This window comes from Kitasatospora sp. NPDC053057, assembly GCF_044546945.1.
Classification (GTDB): Bacteria; Actinomycetota; Actinomycetes; order Streptomycetales; family Streptomycetaceae; genus Kitasatospora.
In genome coordinates this window covers 120,430-147,416 of record NZ_JBITZP010000012.1, presented here as the reverse complement: position 1 = coordinate 147,416, position 26,987 = coordinate 120,430, and the positions used below count along the sequence as shown (strand labels likewise).

At 72.2% G+C, this 26,987-nt stretch carries 24 protein-coding genes and 1 tRNA gene; 15 read left to right on the top strand and 10 right to left on the bottom strand.

The window, feature by feature from the left end:
* Positions 1–42: 42 nt before the first annotated feature.
* On the top strand, positions 43–687 hold the full coding sequence (locus ACIG5E_RS15675; protein WP_396533951.1) for a TetR/AcrR family transcriptional regulator: 645 nt from the start codon (positions 43–45) through the stop codon (positions 685–687).
* Positions 688–783: 96 nt separating this feature from the next.
* Here ACIG5E_RS15675 and ACIG5E_RS15670 read toward each other — a convergent pair whose 3' ends face one another.
* Positions 784–1,134, bottom strand: coding sequence for a DoxX family protein (locus ACIG5E_RS15670; protein WP_396533950.1), 351 nt, complete (start codon positions 1,132–1,134; stop codon positions 784–786).
* 149 nt (positions 1,135–1,283) lie between these two features.
* Here ACIG5E_RS15670 and ACIG5E_RS15665 point away from each other — a divergent pair, with 149 nt between their 5' ends.
* On the top strand, positions 1,284–2,180 hold the full coding sequence (locus ACIG5E_RS15665; protein WP_396533949.1) for a LysR family transcriptional regulator: 897 nt from the start codon (positions 1,284–1,286) through the stop codon (positions 2,178–2,180).
* 81 nt (positions 2,181–2,261) lie between these two features.
* On the opposite strand, the gene ACIG5E_RS15660 is transcribed toward ACIG5E_RS15665, so the two are convergent.
* The 4 genes from ACIG5E_RS15660 to ACIG5E_RS15645 all read right to left on the bottom strand — a co-directional run bounded on the left by ACIG5E_RS15660 (position 2,262) and on the right by ACIG5E_RS15645 (position 6,049).
* A complete protein-coding gene (locus ACIG5E_RS15660) occupies positions 2,262–2,948 on the bottom strand; it encodes a TIGR03086 family metal-binding protein (RefSeq protein WP_396533948.1) in 687 nt (228 codons plus the stop codon).
* A 117-nt stretch (positions 2,949–3,065) separates the two neighbouring features.
* Positions 3,066–4,640 carry an AMP-binding protein gene (locus ACIG5E_RS15655; protein WP_396533947.1) on the bottom strand — a complete coding sequence of 525 codons (1,575 nt, stop codon included), beginning with the start codon at positions 4,638–4,640 and terminating at the stop codon, positions 3,066–3,068.
* A 205-nt stretch (positions 4,641–4,845) separates the two neighbouring features.
* Positions 4,846–5,112 carry a 4-oxalocrotonate tautomerase DmpI gene (gene dmpI, locus ACIG5E_RS15650; protein ID WP_396533998.1) on the bottom strand — a complete coding sequence of 89 codons (267 nt, stop codon included), beginning with the start codon at positions 5,110–5,112 and terminating at the stop codon, positions 4,846–4,848.
* 40 nt (positions 5,113–5,152) lie between these two features.
* Positions 5,153–6,049, bottom strand: a complete 897-nt coding sequence (locus tag ACIG5E_RS15645; protein WP_396533946.1) for a LysR substrate-binding domain-containing protein — start codon at positions 6,047–6,049, stop codon at positions 5,153–5,155.
* Positions 6,050–6,234: 185 nt separating this feature from the next.
* On the opposite strand from ACIG5E_RS15645, the gene ACIG5E_RS15640 reads away from it, so the two are divergent.
* Positions 6,235–6,318, top strand: a tRNA-Leu gene (locus ACIG5E_RS15640).
* Positions 6,319–6,497: 179 nt separating this feature from the next.
* Entirely contained in the window at positions 6,498–8,573 is a 2,076-nt protein-coding gene (locus tag ACIG5E_RS15635) for a serine/threonine-protein kinase (protein WP_396533997.1), read from the top strand.
* Between the two features lie 25 nt (positions 8,574–8,598).
* Here the strand turns inward: ACIG5E_RS15635 and ACIG5E_RS15630 are convergent, their stop codons facing one another.
* The 3 genes from ACIG5E_RS15630 to ACIG5E_RS15620 all read right to left on the bottom strand — a co-directional run bounded on the left by ACIG5E_RS15630 (position 8,599) and on the right by ACIG5E_RS15620 (position 9,547).
* A complete protein-coding gene (locus ACIG5E_RS15630) occupies positions 8,599–8,817 on the bottom strand; it encodes a hypothetical protein (RefSeq protein ID WP_396533999.1) in 219 nt (72 codons plus the stop codon).
* 106 nt (positions 8,818–8,923) lie between these two features.
* The gene (locus tag ACIG5E_RS15625; protein ID WP_396533945.1) at positions 8,924–9,136 is read right to left on the bottom strand and encodes a cold-shock protein; all 213 of its coding nucleotides are present in this window, start codon (positions 9,134–9,136) and stop codon (positions 8,924–8,926) included.
* A 183-nt stretch (positions 9,137–9,319) separates the two neighbouring features.
* Positions 9,320–9,547, bottom strand: coding sequence for an MbtH family protein (locus ACIG5E_RS15620; RefSeq protein ID WP_396533944.1), 228 nt, complete (start codon positions 9,545–9,547; stop codon positions 9,320–9,322).
* An 896-nt stretch (positions 9,548–10,443) separates the two neighbouring features.
* On the opposite strand from ACIG5E_RS15620, the gene ACIG5E_RS15615 reads away from it, so the two are divergent.
* The 8 genes from ACIG5E_RS15615 (at position 10,444) to ACIG5E_RS15580 (ending at position 19,831) form a co-directional block, all read left to right on the top strand.
* Positions 10,444–11,268 carry an ArsR/SmtB family transcription factor gene (locus ACIG5E_RS15615; protein ID WP_396533943.1) on the top strand — a complete coding sequence of 275 codons (825 nt, stop codon included), beginning with the start codon at positions 10,444–10,446 and terminating at the stop codon, positions 11,266–11,268.
* Positions 11,269–11,994: 726 nt separating this feature from the next.
* Positions 11,995–13,179: a LeuA family protein gene (locus ACIG5E_RS15610; protein ID WP_396533942.1), complete on the top strand. Its 1,185-nt coding sequence runs from the start codon at positions 11,995–11,997 to the stop codon at positions 13,177–13,179.
* Complete coding sequence (gene leuC, locus ACIG5E_RS15605; protein ID WP_396533941.1) at positions 13,176–14,582, top strand: 3-isopropylmalate dehydratase large subunit; 1,407 nt, start codon at positions 13,176–13,178, stop codon at positions 14,580–14,582. Before ACIG5E_RS15610 ends, leuC begins: the two co-directional genes overlap by 4 nt.
* Positions 14,583–14,591: 9 nt before the next feature.
* Positions 14,592–15,218, top strand: a complete 627-nt coding sequence (gene leuD, locus ACIG5E_RS15600; RefSeq protein WP_396533940.1) for a 3-isopropylmalate dehydratase small subunit — start codon at positions 14,592–14,594, stop codon at positions 15,216–15,218.
* The gene (locus ACIG5E_RS15595) at positions 15,215–16,390 is read left to right on the top strand and encodes a pyridoxal phosphate-dependent aminotransferase (RefSeq protein ID WP_396533939.1); all 1,176 of its coding nucleotides are present in this window, start codon (positions 15,215–15,217) and stop codon (positions 16,388–16,390) included. Before leuD ends, ACIG5E_RS15595 begins: the two co-directional genes overlap by 4 nt.
* Positions 16,391–16,399: 9 nt before the next feature.
* Positions 16,400–17,446, top strand: a complete 1,047-nt coding sequence (locus ACIG5E_RS15590) for an isocitrate/isopropylmalate dehydrogenase family protein (RefSeq protein ID WP_396533938.1) — start codon at positions 16,400–16,402, stop codon at positions 17,444–17,446.
* 70 nt (positions 17,447–17,516) lie between these two features.
* Positions 17,517–18,539: a TauD/TfdA family dioxygenase gene (locus tag ACIG5E_RS15585; protein WP_396533937.1), complete on the top strand. Its 1,023-nt coding sequence runs from the start codon at positions 17,517–17,519 to the stop codon at positions 18,537–18,539.
* Positions 18,536–19,831, top strand: a complete 1,296-nt coding sequence (locus tag ACIG5E_RS15580) for an MFS transporter (RefSeq protein WP_396533936.1) — start codon at positions 18,536–18,538, stop codon at positions 19,829–19,831. Before ACIG5E_RS15585 ends, ACIG5E_RS15580 begins: the two co-directional genes overlap by 4 nt.
* 39 nt (positions 19,832–19,870) lie before the next feature.
* Here the strand turns inward: ACIG5E_RS15580 and ACIG5E_RS15575 are convergent, their stop codons facing one another.
* Complete coding sequence (locus ACIG5E_RS15575; RefSeq protein WP_396533935.1) at positions 19,871–20,533, bottom strand: LuxR C-terminal-related transcriptional regulator; 663 nt, start codon at positions 20,531–20,533, stop codon at positions 19,871–19,873.
* Positions 20,521–21,813, bottom strand: a complete 1,293-nt coding sequence (locus ACIG5E_RS15570; protein ID WP_396533934.1) for a sensor histidine kinase — start codon at positions 21,811–21,813, stop codon at positions 20,521–20,523. Before ACIG5E_RS15570 ends, ACIG5E_RS15575 begins: the two co-directional genes overlap by 13 nt.
* A gap of 193 nt (positions 21,814–22,006) precedes the next feature.
* Between ACIG5E_RS15570 and ACIG5E_RS15565 the strand changes: the two genes are divergently transcribed.
* The 3 genes from ACIG5E_RS15565 (at position 22,007) to ACIG5E_RS15555 (ending at position 26,980) form a co-directional block, all read left to right on the top strand.
* Positions 22,007–22,744, top strand: coding sequence for an ABC transporter ATP-binding protein (locus ACIG5E_RS15565; protein ID WP_396533933.1), 738 nt, complete (start codon positions 22,007–22,009; stop codon positions 22,742–22,744).
* A 4-nt stretch (positions 22,745–22,748) separates the two neighbouring features.
* Positions 22,749–25,316 (top strand): FtsX-like permease family protein, encoded by a 2,568-nt coding sequence (locus ACIG5E_RS15560; RefSeq protein ID WP_396533932.1) that lies wholly within the window; start codon positions 22,749–22,751, stop codon positions 25,314–25,316.
* A gap of 359 nt (positions 25,317–25,675) precedes the next feature.
* Positions 25,676–26,980, top strand: a complete 1,305-nt coding sequence (locus ACIG5E_RS15555) for a serine hydrolase domain-containing protein (RefSeq protein WP_396533931.1) — start codon at positions 25,676–25,678, stop codon at positions 26,978–26,980.
* Positions 26,981–26,987 lie beyond the last annotated feature (7 nt).

The window sequence follows — 26,987 nt, the reverse complement described above, 5'->3', positions numbered from 1 at the left end:
AACGAAACGATTTCGTTTCTGGTTTTCGGTAAACTCCACGGCATGACGCACGGCACCACCCCGCCTCACCCCGCCGCACCCGCGCCGCGCCGGGGGCGCCCCCGCGACGCCGCCCGCGACCGGGCGCTGCTGGACGCCACGCTGGCCGTGCTGGCGGAGAACGGCTACGGCGGGCTGACCACCGCCGCCGTGGCGGCCCGGGCCGGGGTCTCGACCGCGACCCTCTACCGCCGCTGGTCCTCCAAGGAGGAACTGGTGATCGCCGCCGCCGCGCTCCACGGGGAGGGCTCGTACGAGCAGCCGGACACCGGCACCCTGGAGGGCGACCTGCGGGTCGTCCTGCGCGACAAGGCCGCCGCCATGACCGGCGAGGCGGGCCGGCTGATCCGCGCCCTGATCGGCGAGGCCGCCCACAACACCGCCCTGGCCGAGGCGCTGGTGACGGCCTTCCTCCAGCCGGTGTACGGGAGGGTCGCGGAGGTGGTCCGGCGGGCGGTCGAGCGCGGCGAGATCCCGCCGGTCGACGGGGTGGACCTGCTCGGCGAGGTGGTGGTCGGCCCGGTGATGACCCACTTCCTGCTCACCCCGCGGCTGCCCGAGGACGTCGACGAGGCCACCGCCCGCGGGACCGCCGACCGCCTGCTGCCGTTCGCCCTGCGGGCGGTCGGCGGGAAACCGTCCGGCTGACCGGGTTTCCGCGAGAAGAGGAGAGCCGTCCTTCTCGCTCTGGGCGGGTGCCGAAGAACGCGCAGGGCGTCCAGGGCGTCCAAGGCATCCGGGGGCTCATTGGGCGAGGGTGAGGCCGAGGGTGGCGACGGCCAGGGCCAGGTAGCCGGCGGGGAAGTAGATGTTGTGGATGACCCGGGTGCGGACGTGGGTGGCCACCGCGCCGACGTAGAACAGCACCAGCCCGACCGCGGCCGCGAGGCCCAGTGGCGGGACGGCGACCAGGCCGATCAGCAGTCCGGCGGCCCCGGCCGTCTTGAGCGCGGCCAGCCACGGGACCCACTCCGGCTTGACGTTCACCTCGGCCGAGTTGGCCAGGACGAATTCGGCCCTGGCGAAGTCGGCGGCGGCGATTCCGCCGTTGGCGGCGATGGCGACGACGGTCACGATGACGAGGGCGATGGACATGGGATTCCTTCGTGCCGGGACAGGACGGGACAGGACGGGACGGGACGGGACGGGCAAGTTCGAGGGGATCGGGGCGGTTTCCGCCTCGCCGCCCAGCCTCTTCGGGGCGCTCCCCTTGCGTCCAATACCTGCTTCCATAACCTGATGGAATGGATGTGGACACCCGGCTGCTGCGCACCTTCGCGGCCGTCGCCGAGGACGGCAGCCTGACCCGCGCGGCGGAGCGGCTGTACGTTTCCCAGCCCGCGCTGACCAAGCAGATCCGGCAGTTGGAGGGCCTGCTCGGCGTGCCGCTGTTCGCACGGTCCCGGGCCGGGATGGCGCTCACCGTGGCCGGCCGGAGTCTGGCGGCGCGGGTGCCGGGGCTGCTGGCGGACTGGGACGCGGTGCTGCGGGAGACCAGGAGTGCGGCGAGCCGGGCGGGGCGGGTGCTGCGGGTCGGCTTCCTGGCGAGCGCCGCCAACGAGGCGACGCCGGGCATCGTCGCCGGGTTCACCGCCCGGCACCCCGGCTGGCGGGTCGAGATGCGGCACACCGCCTGGTCGGATCCGACGGCGGGTCTGGCCGCCGGGGAGGCCGATGTCGCGCTGCTGCGGCTGCCGTTCCCCGGGCAGGAGCGGCTGCGGGTGGCCGAGCTGTTCACCGAGCCGCGCTGGGTCGCCCTGCCCGCGGCGCACCCGCTGGCCGCGCTGGAGGTGGTCCCGTTCCGCGAGTTGTGGGACGAGCCCTTCGTGGCAGCCCCGGCCGAGACCGGCCGCTGGCGGGACTACTGGGTCGCCGCCGACGAGCGCGAGGGGCACCCGGTCCGCTTCGGCGCGGTCGTCGAGCACCCGGACGACTGGCTGAGCGCCATCGCCAACGGCTACGGCGTCGCGCTCGCCCCCGAGTCCACCGCCCGTTTCTACGCCCGCCCGGGGATCGCCTACCGGCCGGTGAGCGGAGTGAGCCCGAGCCGGACCGGGGTCGCCTGGTCCCCGGCGGACGACGGGAACCCGGTGGTACGGGACTTCGTGGAGTGCTGCCTGGCCGCCGCCGCACAGGAGTGACGGGTGGTCGTCGACAAGAGGGAGGGGTGGCAGCCCTCAGCGCCGCCACCCCCATTGGCTACTCGGCACCGGACCGGTGGTTCATTGAGCCAAACCCCGCCTTGGGGTGAAACCGGGTGGGGATCCGTGCGGGGTTCGGTGGGGGTTCGGTGAGCGTCCCATCCGGTGGAGCAGGCGCGCCTGCTGGGAGTGGCCGGGCCGGTCTTGCGGGGCGGCGAAGTAGCGGTGGGTGGAGCCGGGGTCCACGGGGGTTTCGGGCAGGCCCGCGTAGACGGCGGCGAGGTGTTCGTCGAGCCAGCTGACGAGGGCGGGGTGGAGGGTGCCGTCGAGGCCGAGGGCGGTGGCGAGGTCCCAGGTGTGGACGGTGCTGTCCGCGGTCCGTACGGCGAGCGCCTGCCGGCCGGTGACGGGGCCGAGCGGGTAGTCCAGGACGCGGCACAGGGCGCCGGACTGGCCGTAGGCGTCGGCCAGTCGGCGGACGGACGCGGTGTAGGCGGCGGCGGGGGCCGCACTGAGCGCGTCGGCGTCGCCGAGTGCGTCGGTGTCGCGGAGCCGGAGGAACTCGGTGCGGTGGCCGCCGTTCAGCAGGAGGAGGTGGTTGAGGTTGCCCCGGGCCATGTGGTTCACCAACTGCCGTACGTCCCAGTCGGTGCAGGGCGTGGGCAGGGTCCACTGCCCGGGGCGGACGGACCGCAGGATCCGCTCGAACTCGCCGCTGGCGAGCAGGAACCGGTCGAGGAGTCCGTCGAAGGCGGCGGCACTGGTCATACGGCCCATCCTGCGAACCGGGGCCGGCCCGCACCGGCGGGTTTCGGACCTCGCGCTGGGGCGTTACCCGAACCCCGGAGCTCCTACCCGGGGTTCGGGGAGACGCCCCGGGCGGGCTCAGCCCGCGAGAGTCTCGCGCAGGCGCTTCTTGTCCGGCTTGCCGACGGATGTCAGCGGGATCGCGTCCACCAGGTGCAGGGCCTCGGGGGCGTAGATCCGCCCCTTGTTGGCGGTGACGAACGCGCGGATCTCCTCCAGCTGCGGCTGCTGACCCTGGGCGGGGACGACGGCGACGTGGACGTGCTCGGCCTGCTGGGTGTCGCGCACGCCGAAGACGGCGCACTGGGCGATCGCCGGGTGGGTGAGCAGCAGGTCCTCGACCTCGGTGGGGTAGACGTGGCCGCCGACGACGATGATCAGGTCCTTGAGGCGGTCGGCGAGGTAGAGGTAGCCGTCGGCGTCGAAGTAGCCGATGTCGCCGGTGTCCAGCCAACCGTCCCGCAGGACCTGGGCGGTGAGCTCGGGCTGCTTCCAGTACCCGGCCATGAGCGTGGCCGAGCGGACGTGGACCTCGCCCTGTTCGCCGGCCGGCAGCACGGTGCCGTCGGCGGCGCGGATCTCCACCTCCACGTCGGGGAAGGGACGGCCGACGGGGAGCGGACCGTTGTCGCCGAACTGCGCGTGCTCGGCGGGGGTGAGGAGGGCGATCTTCTGCGCCTCCGACATGCCGTAGAGGCTGACCAGGACGGGCCCGAACACCTTGAGGGCCTCGCGGATCCGGGTCGGGGCGGCGGCGCAGCCGCCGTAGGAGACCCGGCGCAGGCTGGACAGGTCGGTGCGGCCGATGGCCGGGTGGTCCAGCAACTGGTAGATCAGCGGGGGCAGGACCCACAGGTCGGTGATGCGGTCGCGTTCGATCGCGGCGAGCACCTCGCCGGGGTCGAAGGAGCGCTGGAGGACGACGGAGCCGCCGCGCTGGAGCGTCACGTCGGAGAACACACCGGCGAGGTGGGCGAGCGAGGTGGCGGCGAGGAGGCGGGGCGGTTCCTCCTCGGGGCGGCCGACGAAGGGGACGTCGAACATGTTGCGGTAGGGGCCGTGCAGGCTGACGATGCCCTTGGGGATGCCGGTGGTGCCGCCGGTGTGGCGGATGCCGAGGTCGTCGCCGGGGCCGATGTGCACGGCGGGCTCCTCGGCGGGCCGGCCGGCGGAGGCGGCGATCACGTCCTCGCCGATGGTGCCCGCATCGGGTCCGGGGCCGAGGGTGAGGACGGCCGGCACGTCGATCAGCGGCAGCAACTCGGCGGCGCCCGCGTACCGTTCGGCGTCCACGAGCAGGACGGTGGTGTCCACGCTGGCGGTGATCTCGGCCAGGACCGGGGCGCTCATCCCGTCGTACAGGTTGACCACCCGCGCGCCCGTGAGGCCGGCCGCGTAGCGGGCGCTGAGCGCCTCGGCGGTGTTGCCGGTGAGCAGGGTGACCGTCGCGCCGCGGCCCACGCCCCGGGCGAGGAGCTCGTGGGCGAGGCGGTAGGTGGCGGCGGCGAAGTCGCCGGCGGTGATCTCGACGCGGTCGGCGGTGGTGATGGCGCGCCGGTGCGGGTTGGAGACCAGGGACCGGAGGATCAAAGCGGGTGCGCTGACGAACTCCTGGTCGGACATGGCCACTTCTTCCTTGTAGTTTGCAACCATGACGTCAGGCTAACTCCATCCCCCGTCCGGTGTTGTCGAGTTCAGGCCATGTCAGGTCGGAAGTCTGACGGCAAGTCGGCCGAAGGGCGGAGGACCGTGTCGGTGACGGCCACATGGCCCTGCCGGCTGGGGAGTTCGGGGCGGGCCCGCCGGTGCACTCCTCCGGCGGGCCTGCGGCCTTGCGGTGCCCCGTCCGGGGCGGGGGCTACCGGTCGGCGGTGAGCTTGCCCGCCACGCCCCAGTTCTCCCCCTGGTACTCCTGGACCCACACGAACACGCTCTCGGCGGGGACCTCCAGCGCCTCCACGAAGGCCTCGGTGACCTTCTTGACCAGCTCGCGCTTCTGCTCGACGCTGCGCGGGCCCTGCTGAATGGTGACGATCGGCATCTTCGGCTCCTGACCGGGTGTCCTGCCGGGCTCTTCCGCCCGGCTCTTCCGCCGGTTTCTCCGGCTGAGAACAGTCCACCCGATCCGGCCGCCCGCACCCAGACCCGAATCACTCTGGCAGCGATCACGAATCCTGATCGCCCCAGGTCGGGGGCGCTTGGCGGCAGGCTGCCAGGAGCAGCCGGGGGAGTGGGGCGGACCGCCGTACGGCGATCGAGGTCGGCAGCGCCAGCGGGGTCCGGCAGGGCCGGAAGGCGACCCGGTGGGAGTTCGTCATCCGGGCGTTGGCGGCGTACACCACCGTCCACATCGGGGTGCCGGTACCGATCGAGGCCAGGGTGTCCTGCAGGGCGCCGTGCGCCGGGCCGAGGGTCGGCCGGAAGCCGGCCTCCGCGCACGCGCCCATCACCAGGTCCACCAGCGCCGGGTTGGTGCGGCGATCGGTCAGCCGGAGCGGCAGGGCGGCGAGGTCCGCGAGGTCGACCTCGTCCGCACCGGCGAGCGGGTGCCGGGCGGGCAGCGCGAGCACCAACTCGTCTTCCCAGACCGGCAGGAAGCGCAGGTCCGGACTGCTTTCGGCCATCGCCCCGCGCACGAACGCGGCATCGAGGCGCCCCTCGGACAGCCGCGCCAGCCGCTCCCGCACCGGCACGGACTGCAAGTCGACGCGCACCCCGGGGGCCTGCCGCTGATAGGTGTCCAGGATCAGGTCCAGCCGCTCGCCGAGCCCGCTGATGGTGCCCAGCCGCAGCACGGCCGGCGCGGCCAGATCGGCGGCAAGCGCCCGGGCGGCGTCCTCGGCCGCCAGGACGTTCCTGGCGGCGGGCAGGAACCGCTCACCCGCCGGCGTCAGCCGCACGTACCGGGGCGACCGGTCGAACAGCTCGACCTTCAACTCCCGCTCCAGTCGCCGGACCTGCTGGCTCACGGCCGGCTGCCCGAGCAGCAGCTTCTCGGCGGCCCGGCCGAAGTGCAGCTCCTCGGCGACGGCGACGAAGCAGCGCAGCTGCCGTAGCTCCATGCGGTTCCTCCGCTCGGTGGGTCGACGGGCTCATGGTCGCAGGCCGGGGCGGCGGGTTCACTCCTCGGTGTGGACAGTGCTCCTTCGGACCGGGAGGCCGCGAGGTCAGCGGGACTCGTTCCCGTCCGCCCCCGGTGGTCGGAGGCACCCCTCCAGGTGGTCTATAGTTAACCCATCACCCAGATGCGCGGGTGGCGGAATAGGCAGACGCGCTGGATTCAGGTTCCAGTGCCCGAAAGGGCGTGGGGGTTCAACTCCCCCCTCGCGCACAGTGAACGGCCGGTTGATCTTCGGATCAACCGGCCGTTCTGCTTTCCGAGTCAGTGGCAGAGGGCCGTGTCCACGGCGCTTTCGAGGTGCTTCGTGACCTCGCCGTCCGGCGAACGGGGCCCCACTAGGCTGGGCCGGTCGGCCGTACACGCCTGGGGGGAATCGGCACGTGAGCTTGATGGAGCACGATCCGCGGGAGATCGGCGGGTACCTCCTGGAGGGCAGGCTCGGCGCGGGCGGGATGGGCGTCGTCTACCGCGCCCGGTCGGTGTCCGGCCGCCAGGTGGCGATCAAGGTGATCCGGCCCGAGCTGGCCGCGGACGCCGAGTTCCGGGCCCGGTTCCGGCAGGAGGTCACGGCGGCGCGCAAGGTCAGCGGCGCTTTCACCGCGCCCGTGCTCGATGCGGACGCCGACGCCCCGGCCCCCTGGCTCGTCACCCTCTTCATCCCCGGCCCGTCCCTCGGCGAACGGGTCGCCGGCCAGGGCCCGTTGACCCCGCCCGAGGTGCGCCGCCTTGCCGCCGGACTGGCCGAGGCCCTGCGGGAGATCCATCGCGTCGGGCTGGTGCACCGCGACCTCAAGCCCGGCAACGTGCTGCTCGCCGAGGACGGCCCGCGCGTCATCGACTTCGGCATCGCCCGCAGCGCGGGCGAGACCCAGCTCACCAGCACCGGGGTCGCCGTCGGCACCCCGCCGTTCATGGCGCCCGAGCAGTTCCGCAACGGCACGGCGACGGCGGCCACGGACGTGTTCGCGCTCGGCTCGGTGCTCGCGTTCGCGGCCACCGGGCGCGGCCCGTTCGGCGCGGACTCCTCGCACGCGGTGGGCTTCCGGGTCGTCTACGAGGAGCCGGACCTCGCGGGGCTGGCACCGGAGCTGTATCCGCTGATCACCGGGTGCCTGGCCAAGGACCCGGAGCAACGGCCCACGGTGGAGGGGCTGTTGAGGATGATCGCGAAGGGGGCGCGGGAGCGGACGGTCCAGCTGCGGACGGGGCCGGTGGCGCCGGCTGTGACGCAGGCCGTTGCCACGCCGACGGCCCCCAACCCGGTTGCCCCTGCGGCGCCGGGGCCGCCCGGGCCGCCGACCGTCCCTCCGTACCTTCCGCCCGTCCCTGCCGACCGTCCACGCCCGCGCAAGGCCCTGCTGATCGGCTCAGCAGTGGCTGCCGTTGTGGCCGCGGCCGGCACGTTCGGCTACGTCGCCTGGCACGACCAGCAGCGGGGCGCCGGGCAGACCGGGCCGTCCGCCCTCGCCTCCGGTGTCGCCTGCGCCCCGGCCGGAAAGGCCACGATCGGCGCGGACGGCATGGAGGCCGCCCTCGTCCAGCAGTGGACGGCGGACTTCGGCAAGGCCTGCCCGAATGACCAGCTCACCTTCAAGCCCCCAGCCGGCCCCTTCGACGATCCCTTCAAGTTCGCCAACGCAACCCACTTCGCCAATGGTGAGGTCGACGGCGCCAGCTTCGACACCCCCCTGACCGACCAGCAGGCGTTCCAGTACGGCAAGCACTGTGCCGCCGGTCGGATGTCCCAGCTCCCGGTCACCGTGGTCCCCGTCGCGGTCGTCTTCAACGTGCCCGGGGTGACGGACCTGGTGTTCGATGCCCCGACGCTCTCCAAGATCTTCCAGCGCCAGATCGAGACCTGGAACGATCCGGCCATCAGGGCGCTCAACCCGGCCACGGTGCTGCCGAGTTCCCCGATCGACATACGGGTCGCGTCCGGCCAGTCGTGGTCCGGCTACGTCTTCCAGCAGTACCTCAGCAAGGCCGGCGGCTGGCCGTACGAGGTGAGCACGGTCTGGGATCCCACAATGAAGGCCGCACCCGGTACGACCGAGGCGAGCATCCCCGGCGTCATCGGTGGCGCCACCGGGTCGATCGGCGTCGTCCCGCTGAAGGACGTCGGGAACCTCCACACGGCCCGGGTGCGGACGGGTGACTCCGACGTGGCCCCGAGCATCCCGGGCGCCGAAGCGATGGCCGCGACCGGCACGGTGGAGACCTCGGACAGCCGGGTGTCGGTCAAGATCGACTACCAGAAGCCGGTGAAGGGCGGCTATCCCGTGGTCGGATTCGGCTACCTCGACTTCTGCGAACGCGGCGGGGGCTCCGCCAATGTGGCGAGCCTCGCGACCTACGCGGTCAGCGGGCCGGGCCAGGCGACGGGCGAGTCCCTGAAGTACGGCACGCTGCCCCCGGCCGTGACCCAGCAGGTGCAGAGCACCCTGGCCGGGCTGCGGTCCAAGTAGGGCCCGGCGTCGGGCCCGGCGTCCGTCAGAGGCTGCGGGCGGTGATGTCGCCGTTCGAGGTGGTGCGGATCCGGAGCTCGGCGCCGCCGTCGTTCCTGAGGGCGTTGCTGATGCGGCCGTGGCCGGTGCCGGCGTCCAGGGTGGCGGAGACGCCCGCGGCGGCGCCGATCGTGATGTTGCCGGACTTGGCGTGCTCCTGGCTCTGTGGCGCGGGCCGCTCCGGCCCGTCGTTCCTGATGACCACGAGCCTGGGGCCTGACCTTGGGTCAAGGTCAGGCGCGGATCCGAGAAGCCGAACGCGCCCGGACGGGCAAGGCCGTACGGGCGCGCGAGCGGGTCCGTCCCCCGTCCTACTGGACGACCTGGACCTTGTCGGCCTGCATGCCCTTCTGGCCCTGGACGACCTCGAAGGTGACCTTCTGGCCCTCCACCAGGGACTTGAAACCGCCCCCCTCGATCGCCCTGAAGTGCACGAACAGGTCGGGGCCGGACTCCGGGGTGATGAAGCCGTAGCCCTTCTCGTCGTTGAACCACTTCACGGTGCCGTTCTGGCGCTCGGCCATGTCCACTCCTCGGGATCGGATCGCACTGTCCCGTGATCCTCTCACGCAGAGGGTGCCAGTCGACACGAAGAGTAGTGGGCGCCGGGGATGGCGTCCGCCGAGGCGCGCAGGAGCAGGTCACGCAGGGCGGCGGGGTCGGGCGGGCCGGCCGTGGCGGAGCCGGTGTTCACCGTGGGCTCCGCGTCAGCGGTCGCCCTGCTCCTGGCGCGCCAGCGCCTCCACCAGGCTTCCGGGCCGTACGTCGGTCCAGTGTTCCTCGATGTGGTCGAGACAGGACTGGCGGCTGTCCTCGGCGTGGGAGATCCGCCAGCCGGCGGGCACCTCCAGGAACGCGGGCCACAGCGAGTGCTGGTTCTCGTCGTTGACCAGGACCAGGAAGCGGCCGTCGGGGTCGTCGAAGGGGTTCTGCACGACCGGGTGACTCCTTCGTTCCGAGGTGCGGGGCGCGGCGGGTTCCGGGCAGGGCGCTGCCACTGCTCGGCGGCGCAAGGACAGCCTGCCGCCCCCGGGGGCCGTCCACCAGGTCTTTAAGGCGGGACGAAAGAACCCAGGCGGGCCGGGGCGGATTGGCCCGGGAACAGGTGATGCACGTTCTGCTGGAGATGTCCAGGGGGGAGTTTTCTGCACCCGAGGACTCCAGTCCACTCTCCTGTCCCACCCGACGTGCGGGGCTAGGGTCGCTGGGCGGCCGGCGGGACGATGGGCGGTGACCCGAAGCGCGGAGCCGCAGCCGCCGATCGTTGATGCGGTCAACTGGCCTTCCCGGTCGGCCGGTTGACCGATCATGCGGCCGGATGGAATCATGTACAGGTCAACTGTTGGTCAAGTCAAGCATCCCAGTCCCGATCCTTAATTGCCTGTGAAGATTGAGTGGATCGTCCGCGACCCTGATCCCGGCTGAAATTCGCGGTTCGGGTGATTCGGCGAGTGCAACCCCTCTTCCGATGATGTAGAGGGGTCGCTTCCGCGTGCGGTGAGCCGCTGCCGGCCGGATGTGGAATTAATCCCTCCGGCTGTGAAGGGAAACGGGCCGGTGTCCGTCCAATGGTTCCCCTACTGTCTATCGCTGCTGCTTATCGTTGCCTACCCCCCGTTCGTGACCTATGGTGCGTATGGGTACTGTGGGACGCAGGGCGCCGGCGGGGCGCTAGTGGCGTCGACCTCGTAGCAGAAAGGTTCATTCGCAGGAGTCCTGGGAAAGTGTGGAGCTTGTCGTTCGCCTATACGGGGGTGGGAGCGTGACGCGCCTTATACTGTCATCTGCGAGTCTCGCGAAGACGCGAATCCTGGATGAGCCGGAAGAGCTCGTGGAGGCGCTTCTCGCATTGGAATTACTGGCCGCCGGAAGAGGTGGCTCGGAATTCGCCCCGTGGCGGGCGCAGGCTGTCGCCGCACTGGGCACCCGGGCCCTGTTCAAGCTGACCTCGATGCTGCACTCGCTCCCCGACGTCTATGACGTCGTCCGGGGCGTGGGCGGCCCGGACGGATCGACCGACGGGCAGCCCGGTGATTCCAGTTGGCGCGTCGTCAAGGACGTCCGGGAATTCCACCGGCACGCGATCGCCCCGCACTGGCACCGCATCGGCGGCAGACTCGCGATCGACCGGGCGGCGCGCGGGCAGATCATGCTCAGCGGCGGCATGGAGAAGGTGCTCAGCACGCTCCACCCCGCCGTCCGCTGGGAGTCGCCCCACCTCGATGTACCCGGTCCGGACGTCGAATGGAGACTCGGGGACGGCGGGCTGCTGCTGGCGCCCTCGCTCTTCCTGCACTCGCGGGCCCCCATGCTGCTGATCGACCCGTCGGGGGCCGGGGCGCCGGTGCTCGTCTACCCGATCCCGGTGAAGCAGAAGTGGCTGACCGCCATGTGGAACGAGGAGCCGGCCCGGGACGTCGCCGCACTGGGCGCCCTGCTGGGCCGGACCCGGGCGGCCGTCCTGCGGGCCCTCACCGACAGTTGCAGCACCACGGAGCTGGGGCACCGGGTGGGTATCTCGGTGGCGGCGGCCAGTCAGCACGCGGCCATCCTGCGGAGCGCCGGGCTGGTGACCACCCTTCGATCGTTCAACACCGTGACGCACACGCTCACCCCGCTGGGCAACGCGCTCCTCCACGAGGAGCTCATCGCCTGAGCGGGCGACGGGCGGGCTCGACGTGGTCGTGCCCGCCCCTCGCCCGTGCCCGGGGGCGGCGGCTGGGGGAATGAGCCGCCGCTTCCGGGTGCGACGTGTCGCCGTCGGCATCGCGCGGGGCCCGCTGGGGAGTCGGCGGGCCCCGGCGGCTGTGGTGCTACCGGGTACTGCGGGTCGCCACCGGTGTTACGCCAGGCTGAGCGTCACGTTGATGCAGACGCCCACCACGACGATGGCCAGCAACACCCAGGGCCACAGCGGACGTTCCTTTTGGGGCTGCCATCCAGACATGGTATTTCCTGTTCGCCGTGAGGAGTGGGAAGTAGTAGGGCAGCGGATGCTCTCCCGCTGCACAGCGAGGCTAACCCGCGCCCGGCGGCCGGCGCAGTCAGGTTCCCTACCGTTCGCAGGTGCAGTTCTCTGCACCCGTCCCGTCCGTCAGGCCCGTGCACGGCGGCCCGCCTGGGGCTGTTCGCCGGCTCCGGCCCGCCCGTCGAACACGATTCGACCAGCGCTATTCGGTCACTGTCAAAAGACGTAGCGGGGCCCGGCCGGGTGATCTTAAATCAAGAGCGTGCTCAGGGTGACGGGGAGTTCCCCCGAGCATTCCCGGACAAGTCGACATCCCGGTTTCCGCACTGCGGTCCCGGTATTTCCTCAGATCACTGTTGCCGCCGAGGCGAATAAGAGAATCCGCGTGGGTGGTAACGGGGGAAGGTCTATCAGGTGGTCATCAATACAGGAGAGCCCCGCCGGATTTCCGTGTTCGACACCACGCTCCGCGACGGCGAGCAGGCGCCCGGAAACGCCATGACGGCTGAACAGAAACTCGACGTGGCAATGGCGATCCAGAGCCTGGGCGTCGACATCATCGAGACCGGCTTCCCGGCGGCCTCTCCGACCGACTTCAAGGCGACCCGGATGATGTCCGAGCGGCTGACGGACGCCCGGCTCTCCTCGTTCTGCCGGTCGGTGCCCAAGGACGTGGAAGTGGCCGTCGAGGCCGGCGGCACCGAGCGGCACCAGATCCAACTCCTGGTCACCGGCAGCGACATGCACCTGGAGCACAAGCGCGGCATCACCCGCGAGCAGGCGTACGCCGAGGTCCGCGCCGCCATCAAGACGGCCAAGGAACTCGGTGTCACCGACATCTCGATCGGCATCGAGGACGCCAGCCGTGGCGAGCACGACCTGCTGCGCGGCTATTGCGAGATCGTCGCGGAAGCCGGCGCCACCACGATCGCCCTGGGCGAGACCTCCGGTTGCCTGGTGCCCGCCGAGTTCGGCGACCTCACCCACACGGTCCGGCAGTGGCTGCCCGCCGGGACGGTGCTGTCGGTGCACTGCCACGACGACTTCGGCCTCGCCGTCGCCAACACCCTCGCGGGACTGGAGGCCGGTGCCGACGAGATGCAGGTGACGCTCGGCGGGATCGGCGAGCGCGCGGGCAACGCCGCCCTGGAGGAGCTCGCCGCCGTCCTGCTCTACAAGGCGGCCCACTACGGCTTCACCACCACGATCCGGACCGAGCGGCTGTACGCGGCCTACCAGGTGCTCACCCGGGCCATCTCGATGGAGACCCCGCGCAACAAGGCCATCTTCGGGCAGTACTCCTTCGCCACCCAGGCCGGGATCCACCAGGCCGGCATGCTGGCGCGCCCGGAGACGTACGAGTACCTGGAGCCCTCCCGGGTGGGCCGGGAGCGTTCCCTGCTGGTCGGCCGCCACTCCGGCCGCGGCATCCTGGCGCACCTGCTGGAGCAGCTCGACGTGCCCGCCACCCCTGAGCTGCTGGACGAGCTGTACCACGACTACATCGCCAGCCGCACCGGCGGCGAGTGCGATGAGCTGTCCGTGGTCCGCGCCAGCCTGGCCGAGCGGTTCGCCCAGTCGGCCGGGGTTGCCGCGTGACGACCGACGCCCCCGCCACCCTGGCGGAGAAGCTGTGGGAGACGCACGTCGTGCACCGCGCCGACGGCGAGCCCGACCTGCTCTACATCGACCTGCACCTGACCCACGAGGCCACCTCCCCGCAGGCGTTCGACGGCCTCCGGCTGACCGGGCGCACCGTGCGGCGCCCGGAGCTGACGCTCGCGCTGGAGGACCACAACGTCCCGACCGACTCGACGGTCATCGAGGACCCGGTCAGCCGCCTCCAGATCGACACCCTGCGGCGCAACTGCGAGACGCACGGCATCGAGCTCTACCGGCTCGGCCACCGCCGCCAGGGCATCGTGCACGTGGTCGGCCCGCAGCTGGGGCTGGTCCAGCCCGGCATGACGGTGGTCTGCGGTGACAGCCACACCTCCACCCACGGCGCCTTCGGGGCGCTGGCCTTCGGCATCGGCACCAGCGACGTCGAGCACGTGCTGGCCACCCAGTGCCTGGCGATCAGCCGGCCCAGGACCATGGCGGTGGAGTTCACCGGTGAGCTGCCCCCGGGCACCGGCGCCAAGGACCTGGTCCTCGCGCTGATCGCCGAGATCGGTGCCAACGGCGGCCAGGGGCACGTCATCGAGTACCGCGGCGCCGCCGTCCGCGCGCTGTCCATGGAAGCCCGCATGACGCTGTGCAACATGAGCATCGAGGCCGGGGCGAGGGCCGGCCTGGTCGCCCCCGACGAGACCACCTTCGCCTATCTCAAGGGGCGCCCGCACGCGCCGCAGGGGGCGGACTGGGACGCGGCCGTGGCCCACTGGCGGACGTTGCGCACCGATGACGGCGCCGCCTTCGACAGGACCGTCGAACTGGACGTGTCGGGTCTGAGCCCGCTGGTGACCTGGGGCACCAATCCCAGCCAGGCGGTGCCGCTGAGCGGGCTGGTGCCGTCCCCCGCGTCCTTCGTCGACCCGGCCGAGCGGGCGGCGGCCGAGCGGGCCCTTGAGTACATGGACCTCACGCCGGGAACCCCGCTGCGCGAGGTCCCCATCGACGTGGTCTTCCTCGGCTCCTGCACCAACGGCCGGATCGAGGACCTGCGCGTCGCCGCCGAGGTGCTGCGCGGGCGCACGGTGGCCGGCTCCACCCGGCTGCTCGTCGTGCCCGGCTCCGTACAGGTACGGGAACAGGCCGAACAGGAGGGCCTGGACCGGGTGTTCCTCGACGCGGGTGCCGAATGGCGGCTGCCCGGCTGCTCGATGTGCCTGGGCATGAACACCGACCGGCTGACCGGGCCGCAGCGCTCGGCATCCACCTCCAACCGCAACTACGAAGGCCGGCAGGGCTCCACCGCCCGCACCCATCTGGTGTCGCCGGTGGTCGCCGCCGCGACCGCGGTGGCCGGCCGGCTGTCGGCGCCCGCCGACCTGGGATGAGAGAGGGCCATGGAACCCCTGATCACGCACACCGGGTGGGCGGTGGCACTGCGCCGTGATGACATCGACACCGACCAGATCGTCCCGGCCGAGTACTGCAAGCGGGTCGTCAAGAGCGGGTACGCGGACGCCCTGTTCGCCCGCTGGCGGCAGGAGCCCGGCTTCGTCCTCAACCGCCCGGCGCACTCCGGTGCGACCGTCCTGCTGGCCGGCCGGAACTTCGGCATCGGCAGCTCGCGGGAGCACGCCGTGTGGGCCCTGAAGGACGGCGGCTTCGTCGCGGTCGTGGCCTCCGGCTTCGGCGATATCTTCCGGCGGAACGCCATGAACAACGGGCTGATCCCGGTGGACCAGCCGGTGGAGGTGGTCCAGGAGCTGATGGCCGAGGCCGAGCGGGACCCGTCCTTCACCCTCACCGTCGACCTCCAGGAGCTCCGACTGGTCGCCGGCGGCCGCAGCTGGCCCTTCGAGGTCGAGCAGCGGGCCCGCGAACTGCTGCTGCAGGGTCTGGACACCATCGAGCTGACCATGCGGCGCGGCGAGCTGATCGAGGCGTACGAACGGCGCCGCCCCTCCTGGCTGCCGACCATCCCCGCGGGATCCGGCGCCGAGCACGTCACCGGGGGAGCGCGGTGACCGTGCCCCCGCCCTCCCGCACCACCCCGGGCCGTCCGCTCGGCGCGCAGCGCGTCCGGCAGCTGCCCGCCGGCGGCCTGGTCGCCCTGCTGGCGGCCCGGGGGGCGGACTCGGTGGATCTCGCGGCCGGCACCCCGGGGTGGCCGCCCACCCCGCCCGAGCTGGTGGAGGGCGCCGTCCGCGCGCTCCACCAGGGCGTCCACCAGTACGAGGACCCGGCCGGGAACCCGCGGCTGCGCGAGTGGATCGCGGGCTCCCTGCCGGGCCGGCCCGACCCCGACACGGAGCTGACGGTGACCGCCGGGGCGAGCGAGGCGCTCGCGGTGGCCCTGCTGGCCTGCGTCGACCCCGGGGACGAGGTAGTCGTCCTGGAGCCGTTCTACGAGAACTTCCTCAGCGCGGTCGCACTGGCCGGCGGGGTGCCGCGGTTCGTCCGGGCCGAGGGCCCGGACTGGGCCGTGGACCCGGCCGCGCTCACCGCCGCGTTCGGCCCGCGCACCAGGGCGATCGTCCTCAACAGCCCGGCCAATCCGACCGGGCGGCTGCTCACCGACGAGGAACTGAGCCTGATCGCCGAGCTGTGCGAGCGGTGGGACGTGCTGGCCGTCTCCGACGAGGTCTACGCCGGATACGTCTACGACGGCGCGCGGCACCGCTCGGCGGCCGAGCTGCCCGGGCTGGCCGAGCGGAGCATGGTGCTGGGCAGCTTCTCCAAGAGCCACGCCGTCAGCGGCTGGCGCGTGGGGTACCTGCGCGCCCCCGCCCCCTGGACCCGGTTGCTGCGGCAGGTCCACATCGCCACCACCGGCGGGGCCGCGGCGCCGCTGCAGCGCGCGCTGGCGGACGCCGGCCCGGCCCTGCGGGACGGCTGGGACCCGGCCGGGTCGATGCGGCCGCTGCGCGACCTGGCCGTCCGGATGCTCACCGAGGCGGGCTTCGACTGCGTCGCGCCCCAGGGCGGCATCTACGTGACGGCGGGGATCCACCGCCTCACCCCGGAGCCGAGCCCCGCCTTCGTCCGTGACCTGGCCGCCGAGACCGGGGTGCTGCTGGCGCCGGCCACTCCCTTCTTCGCCGACTCGCGGCGAGGCGACCGGTACGTCCGGGTCGCCTTCAACCGCCCCGAGGCCACCCTCCGCGAAGCCCACCGGCGCCTGACCGGCCGACCCTAGGACGATTCCGTGCAGATCGAGCAGAACACCCAGAAGATCATCGTGATGCCCGGCGACGGCATCGGCCCCGAAGTGACCGAGGAGGCCGTCCTGACGCTCCAGGCCCTCGGAGCCGGCCTGGAGTTCACCTTCCTCGACCAGATCAACGCCGACCGCTACCTCCGCGACGGCGTGGCCCTCACCGACGGCGAGCTGGAGACGGTCCGGACGGCCGGCACGGTGCTGTTCGGGGCCGTCGGCGACCCGCGGGTGACCGACCCGGACTACGCCCGCGGCGTGCTGCTCCGGCTCCGTACCGAACTGGACCTGTACGTCAACTACCGCCCGGCGGTGCTGCTGGACGAGCGGCTCAGCCCGCTGCGTGACGAATCCCGCCGCGGTATCGACTGCGTGGTGGTACGGGAGAACACCGAGGGCCTGTACACCGGAGTCGGCGGCAGCCTGCGGACCGGCACGCCCGACGAGGTCACCGTCGACCAGGAGACGAACACCTACCTCGGGGTGGAGCGGATCATCGAGTACGCCTACGGCATCGCCCGCCGGTCGGTGTGCATGGTCGACAAGTCCAACGCGGTGCGGTTCGGCGGCCGGCTGTGGCAGCGGGTGTGGCGGGACGCCCGGGACCACCACCCCGAGCTGGACTCGTCCCATCTGTACGTGGACGTCGCGGCGATGAAGCTGGTCAAGGATCCCGCGTCCTTCGACGTGATCGTCACCAACAACTCCTACGGCGACATCCTCAGCGACCTCACCGCCGAACTCGCCGGCGGGCTGGGCACCGCCGCCTCGGCGAACATCAACCCGCAGACCGGGGTGGGCCTGTACGAGCCGGTGCACGGCAGTGCCCCCGACATCGTCGGCAAGGGACTCGCCAACCCCGCGGGCGCCGTGCTGAGCGCCGCCCTCCTGCTGCGTGACCGGGGCTTGAAGAGCGAGGCGGAGGCCCTGGAGAGGGCGGTGCGCCGCACCATCGCCGAGCGCCGCTGCACCCCGGACCTCGGCGGCACCCTGAACACCCGGCAGGCCGGCGAGGCCATCCGGGCGGCGCTCGACTGACCCGCGTCCCCACGCGGCCACCCGCCCCGACGAACCAACCGCATCCGGACAACAGGAGGAGCACGTTCCCATGACCACAGCGATCACCCTGGCCGCGGAGCCCCGGCTCGGCGGGTTGGTCTGCGGAGTGTCCAGCCCGGGCCGTCCTGCGCTGACCGAACTCGGTGCCCAGCACGGCCCGTCCATCCGCGAACGGGTCGTCGGGCACGGTGCCGCGCTGCTGAGTGGGTACCGGTGGACCGACTGGAACGACCTGGACGCCTTCGTCAAGCAGGTCGTCGGTTCGCCGCTGGACTACACCGAACGCTCCTCGCCGCGCACCGAGTTGCACCCGGGCGTCTTCACGGCGACGGACCACCCGCCGACCGAGGAGATCTTCCTCCACACCGAGCAGTCCTACAACCTCACGGTGCCGCGCTACCTGTTCTTCTTCTGCCGGCAGGGCGCCCCCGAGGGCGGCGCGAACCGCCTCGCGGACTGCCGGGCGATCCACGACGCGCTGCCGCGCGAGGTGGTCCGGCGGTTCGACCGGGAGGGCTACCTGCTGGTACGCAACTTCCTGCCCGGGCTGGGCCTGACCTGGCAGCAGGCGTTCGGCACCGAGGACCCGGAGCGGGTACGCCGGTACTGCGCGGACAACGGCATCGAGGTCGAGTGGCTGGCCGAGGACCACGTCCAGACCCGGCAGGTGCGCTGGGCGGTGGCCACCCACCCGGAGACCGGCGCGAAGTCCTGGTTCAACCACATGACGTTCTTCCACTCCAGCTCGCTGAACAAGGACCTCGCCGAGCTGCTGCTGGAGGAGTACGGGCCCCGGGGGATCCCGACCAACACCTTCCACGCCGACGGCACCGAGATCGCCCCGGACGTCATCGAGGCGCTGCACGCCGGCTACCGCGACCACCAGGTCGACGTGACGTGCCGCACCGGTGACGTGCTGATCGTCGACAACCTGAGCGTGGCGCACGGCCGGGCCCCGTTCGTGCCGCCCCGCGAGCTGTTCGTGAGCATGGCCGACGCGCTGTCCTGGGAGCGGCTGCGCCCGGTGGAGCGGACCGCGCTGCCCGGCGGAGCGGTGGGACTCGCGGGGTGACGGAGCGCACCGAGGAGCCGGTGACGGCGCGGTGCGACGGGCGGGCGCAGGCGGCTGCGCCCGCTCGTCCGCTGCGCCGCAACCGCGAGTACAACCTGCTGTGGAGCAGCAACGTTCTCTCCCAACTGGGCTCCCAGGCGACACTGTTCGCCTATCCGCTGCTGGTGATGGCGATGACCGGGTCGGTCTTCCAGGCCTCGCTGGTGGAGTTCGCCGTGGCCGCCTCCCGGATGGTGGCGGGGCTGCCGGCCGGCGCGGTGGCCGACCGGGTGCCGCGCAAGCGGGTGATGCTGGCGTCCGAGGCCGCGCGGGCGCTGGCCCTGGCGGTGCTGGCCGTCGCGATCGCCGCCGGGCGGGCGCCGATCGCGCTGATCCTGGCCGTGGCCGTGGTCGAGGGCGTGAGCACCGCGCTGTTCAGCGCCGCCGACCAGGCGCTGCTGCCGCTGGTGGTGCCGGAATCGCAGCTCTCGTCGGCGGTGGCGCGCAACACCGCGCGCTACTACGTCGCCACCATCACCGGGCCCGGCCTCGGCGGGGTGCTCTACAACGTGATGCGCGTCCTGCCGTTCGCGACCCAGGCGGTGGCCTCGCTGGGCGCGCTGGTCGTCCTGCTGTTCCTCCGGGCGCCCGAGGAGCGCAAGCGGATCGCCGCCGCCGAGCCCGGGGGCCTGCTGCGGCAGACCCTGACCGGGCTGAGCTGGCTGTGCGGACACCGCCTGCTGCGGGCGACCGTGGGGCTCACCATGGGCTTCAACGCGGTCTTCAGCGGGCTGCTGCTGGTCGCCATCGGCATGGCCCAGCAGGCCGGGGCCGCCGACGAGGTCGGGCCGATCGGGATGCTGATGGGCACCGGCGGAGTGCTGGGCGCCCTCGCCGCGCCCAGGCTGCGGCTGCGGCTGGCCCCGTACACGGCGGTGCTGCTGCTGACGTGGGGGGCGAGCGCCCTGGTGCCGCTCCTGGCGGTGCTGCCGGCCGGGTACTGCTACGGGGCGGTGCTCGGTTGCACCGCCTTCCTGGCGCCGACCGTGACCGCGGTCATCGCCACGCACCAGATGACGACCACGCCGGACACGATGCGCGGCCGGCTGGCCGGGGCGATCGGGGTGAGCCTGGGCGCGGCCTCCGCCGTGGGCACGCTGGCGGGCGGGGCGCTGCTGGAGTTCTCCGGGCCGGTGGCCACGGTGCTGGCGGCCACGGCGGTCCTGGTGCTGCTGGCCCTGCTGGCCACCCTCAACGGAGCCATCCGCGCGCTGCCCGCGCCGGGTGAGCCGGGACCGGGACGGAGCGGTTGACCGGGCCGGTCTCCACCGGCCCGGTCAACGGCTCTTCGTTCAATCGCCCTGGGCGTCTATCGAGTTGAGGTACGTGAGCACGGCGCGCACCCGACGGTGGCCGCCGTCCGTGGCCGGCAGCCCGAGCTTGGTGAAGATGTTGCCGATGTGCTTGTTCACCGAGGTCTCCGCGATGAACAGCAGCTTGGCGATGGCGCCGTTGCCGTGCCCCTCCGCCATCAGCGAGAGCACCTCGCGCTCGCGCGAACTCAACGCGTCCAGCGGGTCGTTGCGCACCCGGCGCACCATCAGCTGGGAGATCACCTCGGGGTCCATGGCGACCCCGCCGCCCGCGACCCGCTCCAGGGCCTGGAGGAACTCCTCGACCCGGCTGACCCGGTCCTTGAGCAGGTAGCCCACCCCGGAGGCGCCGTGGACCAGCAACTGGGCGGCGTAGGCGTGTTCGACGTACTGGGACAGCACCAGGACCGGGAGGTCCGGCAGTTGCTCCCGGGCGGTCACCGCGCTGCGCAGCCCCTCGTCCCGGTAGGTCGGGGGCAGCCGGACGTCCAGCACGGCGATGTCCGGACGGTGTTCCAGCAGCGTGGGCAGCAGGCTGTCGCCGTCCTCCACGGTCGCGCAGACCTCGTGGCCCACGCTGGTCAACAACAGTGACATGCCCTCCCTCAGCAGGGCGTTGTCCTCGGCGATCACGATCCGCACGGCAGCTCCACTCGAAGTACTGTCGGTCCGCCGGGAGGACTGTGCAGCTCGGTCACGCCGTCGAAGGCCGCGACGCGGCGCTTGATGCCGCGGATCCCGCTGCCGGAGCCGGTCGTGGCCGCCCCGCCCTGCCCGTCGTCCCAGACGGAGATATGAATCCTGCTTTCGGTGGTGCGCAGCTGCACTTGGCTGCACTCGGCCCCGCTGTGCTTGGCGACGTTGGTCAGCGCCTCGGAGATGACGTAGTAGGCCGCGGCCTCCACCGCGGCGGGCGCCCGGCTGCCCCTGGACTCGTACTCCAGGTCCAGCTTGGTGGGGATCTGACAGGCCGCCACCAGCGAGCGGGTCGCCTCGGCCAGACCGTGGTCGGCGAGCACCGGCGGATAGATGGAGCGCACCGCGACGCGTAGCGACTGCACCGCCTGATCGGCCAAGTCGCGGGCCTGGTCGATCATTTCGGGCAGCTTCTCGGGGTTGTCCTGGAGCACCCGCTTCATCAGGGCCAGCCGCAGCGACACCGATACCAGTCCGGCCTGCGCACCGTCGTGCAAGTCGCGTTCGATGCGCCGCAGTTCGGCGGCGTGCGCCTCCAGGGCCTCGGTCCGGGTGATGGTCAGCTCCTCCACGCGCTTGGCGAGGGAGGTCCGGCGCTTGCGCGGCTTGAGCAGCGCCCGGGTCATCAGGGCGTGCAGCTGGGCGCACCAGGGGAGCAGCCAGCCGGCCAGCGCCCCGTAGGCCAGGCCCGCGAAGCAGGCCCCCAGCGCCGAGCCCCACGAATCGATGTTCCAGACGAGGAACTGTGCGGGCTTGGGCACGATCTGCCACCACAGCGGAATGGTCAGCCAGCTGGCCGACCCCACGCACAGCCCGATGGCCAACGCGGCGCCGAGCGTGCCGAGTACGGCGTGCAGCAGCAGCCACAGCAGGTCGGTGTAGGTGGCCTTGTCGGTGAGCATCACCTGCGCGCGGACCAGCACCCGGCCCCCGGCCTCCCGGTAGGAGGATGGGATCTCGCAGTCCAGCCACCGCCCCGCGCGCCGACGGTGGGAGTCGGCGGCTCTCCGGAGCCGGGCCAGGGACAGCGGCAGCAGACTCAGCCCGGGGCCGACCAGGCTCAGCACGAACACCGCGAGGAGGGCGTAGAAGCCTAGGAACGCCACCACCGCGGTGCCGCCGACTTCCAGGAGGTACCGCAGCGCCAGGACGAACCGTCGGACGAAGGCCTGCTGTGTGGTCGCCGGGGCCAACCCGCGGCGCGGCCGCTGGGGAACGCCATCCATCGTCGCCAAGCCCCCGTTACCCGTTTTCACCCACGGTATCACCGCGAGGTGATCTCCGCGGTTCGGTCGTCACCTGGACAGGGGGGTAGCCAGCTGCACCTTTCGAACTCCAGCAAACATCGTGGTGCCCACAGGAGTCGGGCGCCTAGCGTGAGTTCGACGTGTCGATAAGAGGGCGGGAAGGTGGGACGCTGTGGCGCACGGCCAGTGGGCGGTGGAGTTGCGGTCGGTCGAGAAGAAGTACGGTCGCGGAGCGGGTGAGGTCGCCGCGCTGCGCGATCTCAGCCTCTCCTTCGACCGGGGATCGTTCACCGCGGTCATGGGCCCGTCGGGTGCCGGAAAGAGCACGTTCCTGCACTGCGCGGCAGGACTGGACCGTCCGACCTCGGGCTCGGTGTGGCTGGCGGGCACGGACCTGGCGACGCTGGACGAGGCGCAGTTGACCATGCTGCGCCGGGAGCGGGTCGGCTTCATCTTCCAGGCGTACAACCTGCTGGGGTCGCTGACGGTGGCGGAGAACATCACGCTGCCGCTGCTGCTCGCCGGGGTCGCGGCCGAGCCGGGCTGGCTGGAACAGGTGGCACGGCGGGTCGGGCTGTCGGAGCGACTGCAGCACCGGCCGGCTCAGCTGTCCGGCGGCCAGCAGCAGCGGGTGGCGATCGCCCGGGCCCTGATCACCAAGCCCGAGGTGATCTTCGCCGACGAGCCGACCGGCGCGCTCGACAGCCGTACGGGCCGTCAGGTGCTGTCGCTGCTGCGGGAGATCGTGGACCGGGACGGCAACACCGTCGTGATGGTGACCCACGACCCGATCGCCGCCTCCTTCGCGCAGCGAGTGGTGTTCCTGGCGGACGGCGCCTTCGCCGAGGAGATGGCGGCGCCGACCGCCGAACGGGTGGCCGCGCGGATGACCCGCCTAGAGGAGTGGTGAGCAGATGGTGTTCAAGCTCGTCCTCATGACCTTGCGGGAGCGCAAGGCGGGACTCGTCGGGGCTTTCGTGGCGCTGGTCGGGGCGTCGATGCTGATCACCGCGTTCGGCGCGCTGCTGCAGTCCGGACTGGGCTCGGGGGTGGCCACCCAGCGCTACGCCGGGGCGCCGGTGGTGGTCGGCGGCAAGCAGTCGTTCAAGGTCACCGACGGCAAGACGAAGGAGAAACCGCTGCCCGTGCCCGCGCCGCTGAACAGCGACGTGACCGACAAGGTGGCCGGGGTCGAGGGCGTGCAGCGCGCGGTGCCGGACGTCAGCTTCCCCGCCCAGGTGGTGGACGAGGACGGCGGGCTGGACGCCGGCGGCGGCGAGCAGCCGTCGAGCGGGCACAGCTGGTCCAGTTCGGTGCTGGGCCCCTTCGCGCTGGATCGCGGGCGGGCGCCGCAGCAGGCGGGCGAGGTGGTGCTGGACGCGCGGCTGGCCGACCGGGCGGGGGTGTCGCCCGGGCAGCGGGTGCGCCTGGCGACCACGCAGGAAGCGCGGGAGTACACCGTCACCGGGGTGGCCGCGCTGAAGGGGGGCGGGAAGCCGCGCTCGCCGGCGGTGTTCTTCACGGACGCCGAGGCGGCGACGCTCTACGGCCACCCCGGCCGGATCGACGCGGTCGGGGTGCTGGTCGCGCCGGGCGCCGACCCGGACAAGGTGGCGGACCGGATCGACAAGAAGCTGGCCGGGGCGGGTGCCGACACCTATCTGGGCGAGGACCGCAGCCAGGTGGAGTTCCACGACGTGGCCTCGGCCCAGACCAACCTGGTCGAGCTGGCGGGATCGCTCGGTGCGACGGTGGTGCTGATCGCGATGATCGTGGTGGCCAGCACCCTCGCCCTCAGCGTGTACCAGCGCCGCCGTGAGCTGGCCCTGTTGCGGGCGGTCGCGGCCACCCCGCGCCAGGTGTACAAGATGATGGCGGCCGAGGTCCTGATCGTCTCCCTGGTGGCCTCGGTGATCGGGTGCGTGCCGGGCATCCTGGTGGCCAAGGTGCTGATGGGCGCGCTGAGCGTGATCGGCATGGTGCCCGACGACTTCGCGTTCTCCGCCGGCCCGGTGCCGATGCTGGTCGCCGTCCTGGCCTCGGTGTTCGCCGCGGAGGTGGCCGCGGTCGGGGTCGCCCGCAAGGCTGTGGCGATCCGGCCGGTCGAGGCGATGGGCGACGCCCAGATCGAACCGGCGAGGCTGGGGCGCGGCCGGGCGTTCTTCGGGGTGCTGCTGTTCCTGCTCGGCGTCGCGGCCTCGCTGCTGCCGCTGTTCTTCGGCAGTGTCTTCGCGGTGGCCGGGGCGGGCACCGGCGGACTCGTCATGATCATCTCCGTGCTGATGCTGGCCCCACCGGTGGTGAGCGTGGCGAGTCGGCTGATGGCCGGGCCGGTCCGCCGGCGCACCGGGCCGCACGGCTACCTCGCGGTGGCCAACACCCGGGCCAACGCCCGCCGGCTGGCGGCCGGCATCGGTCCGCTCACCCTGGCGATCGGCTTCGCGCTGGTGCAGCTGTGCATCCCGACGACGACCGCGGCGGCGGCCCAGGACCAGGCCGAGGCGGGCATCGTGGCCGAGTTCACGGTGCAGGGCGGGCCCGGTGGGCCGCCGCTCGGCGTGGTCAAGGACGCCGCGGCGCTGCCGGGAGTGGCCGCCGTCACCGGGGTGATCCGGGTCCAGGTGAACGGCTCCCGGAAGGTGCTCGACTCGCCGGAGATCTTCAAGTACCAGGCCCAGGGCGTCACTCCGGACAAGGTGGCGCAGACCATGGACCTGGGCGTCACCGAGGGCTCCCTGGACGACCTCCGCGGCGACGTGGTGGCGATCAGCGGCGGTGCGGCGAGCACGCTGGGCGCGCACGTCGGTGACCGCATCCGGCTGAACCTCCCGGACGGCGCCGAGGTCAGGCCCGCGGTGGTCGCGGTCTACGACCGGGGCCTGGGCTTCGGTGATGTGACGCTCCCTCAGGAGACCGTGCTGGCCCACAGTTCCCGTCAGCTGGAGGACGCGGTGTTCGTCAAGACCGCCGCGGGTGCCGACCAGGGTCAGGTCGGCAAGGCGCTGCGCGGCCTGGCCGGCCGGTACCCGGGCCTCAAGGTGCTGGACGGGGGCGGCCTTTCGGCCGCGCAGCAGGAGCAGGCCATGTCCTCGGTGCTGACCAGCGCGCTGCCGCTGGCGCTGGTCTTCGGCTACCTCGCCATCTCGGTGGCCAACACGCTCGTGCTGGCGACCCTGGGCCGGGTGCGGGAGTTCTCGCTGCTGCGGCTGGTGGGGGCGCCGAGGGAGCAGGTGGTGCGGATGATGCGGGTGGAGGCCGGGATGGTGGTGGCCATCGCGGTGGTGGTGGGGACGGTGGTGCCGCTGCTGCCGCTGATCACGGTGAGCCTGGGGCTGACCGGATCGCCGGTGCCGCACTTCCCGGTGCTGATGTACCTGGGGATCGTCGCGGTGACCGCGCTCATCGGACTGGGCGCGATCCTGGTACCCACCCGGTTCGCGCTGCGGACCCGCCCGGTGGAGGGCATCGGCTTGCGGGAGTAGCGTCCGGCCGACCCGATGGGCCCGTGGTGCGTTGGACGCGCCACGGGCCTTTTGGTTGTGATCGGGCCCGCACAGTGCTGTGATCGGGCCCACACGGCGGATACCCGCTTCCCGCACCCGCAGAATGCCAACCAGCGTTTTTCACAGAGGACTTAAGGACGCTGACCGGCGCAAAAAGCCCGTGCTAGCCTTCAGAAACAAGTCGATCTTCCCAAGTCGCGGTCCGTGCGCACCAGTCCGTGCGCAGCTGGAATTCGCGGCTGTTCCAGGCTGTCTGCGGCCCGTCACGGAAAGCGTCACGGAAAGCGGAGTAGAGGGGGTTCCTGGTGTCACCGGGACTTGTTGCCCAATTCCCGAGAATGGCCGCCGGTTTCGGGGTCCGAAACGCTCAGCTCGCGCTGCTCGACGACGCCGGAGTGCGGACGGCCCGCGTCGGCGGACCGGAGGCGGCGCAGCTGCGCTTCCCCTTCGCCTCCGTCACCAAGCTGTTCACCGCCACCGTGGCGATGCAACTCGTCCGCGACGGCGACCTCAGCCTGGACACCGCCCTCGGGCGGTACGGCGAGGAGTTCGCGGCCGCGCCCAACGGCCTCGGTGCCACGGTGACCCTGCGCCACCTGCTGAGCCACACCAGCGGCCTGGTCTGTTCCCTGGACGGCGAGGACCGGACCCCGCGCGGCTTCGCGGCCGCCGCGGGCGAGCCGGCCCTGCTGTTCCGGCCGGGCAGTGCCTTCTCCTACTCCAACGTGGGCTTCGCACTGGTCGGCCGACTGATCGAGGTCGCCGTCGGCCTGAGTTGGCGCGAGGCCGTGGACACCTTCCTGCTGTGCCCGCTCGGCATCACCCCGGTGCACCTGCCCGGCCCGGGGCCTTCGGCGCCGGGCCCGGCCATCGCCGTCGGCCACGCCGTCACCACGGCGGGCGCCGTCCCGGTGGACGTCCGCGTCCCCGCGGCCCTGGCGCCGACGGCCGCGCTGGCCGGCACCGCCGACGACCTGGTGGCCTTCGCCCGGCTGCACCTGGCGGAGCGCGTCGAGGCGTACGAGGCGCTGCTGGACGAGGACGGCGTCGCGGCGATGCGCGGCCCGGTGCCGGGTGCCGAGCCGTACGGGCTCGCCGACGGCTTCGGCCTCGGCTGGGCCAGGTACGGACCGGCCGACGAGCCCTGGATCGGTCTGGACGCCATGGGTGGCGGCACCACCTGCAACCTCAGGGTCCAGCCGGGCACCGGCACCGTGCTGGCCCTGGTCACGGACTCCACGGCGGGGCTCGCCCTGTGGCGCGAGCTGGTCGACCGGCTGCGCGCCGAGGGCCGGGACGTCGGCGCACCCCCGGTCGGGCGGTCCGAGGTGCATCCGGCGCCCGCGGGCGCCGCCGACCTGGCCGGCACCTGGGCCAACGGCAGCATGGCGTACCGCCTCACCGGTGGGGCCGGCGCCCCGCTGCACCTGGAGGAGGACACCGGGGCGCGCTACCGGATCGACCTCGACGGCCGCGGGCGATTCTCCGCCCATCGCCTGGATTTCCCCGAGGCCCCGTACGCGGGCCGGTTCCTGCCCGATCCGGATAGCGGGAGAAGTCCGCTCCTGCAGTTCGCCGGACGTGTTCTCCGCCGGGAATCCCCGTACGAGGAAAGAGCCGGGAATTCCCTCACGACCGGCTGACGAATGA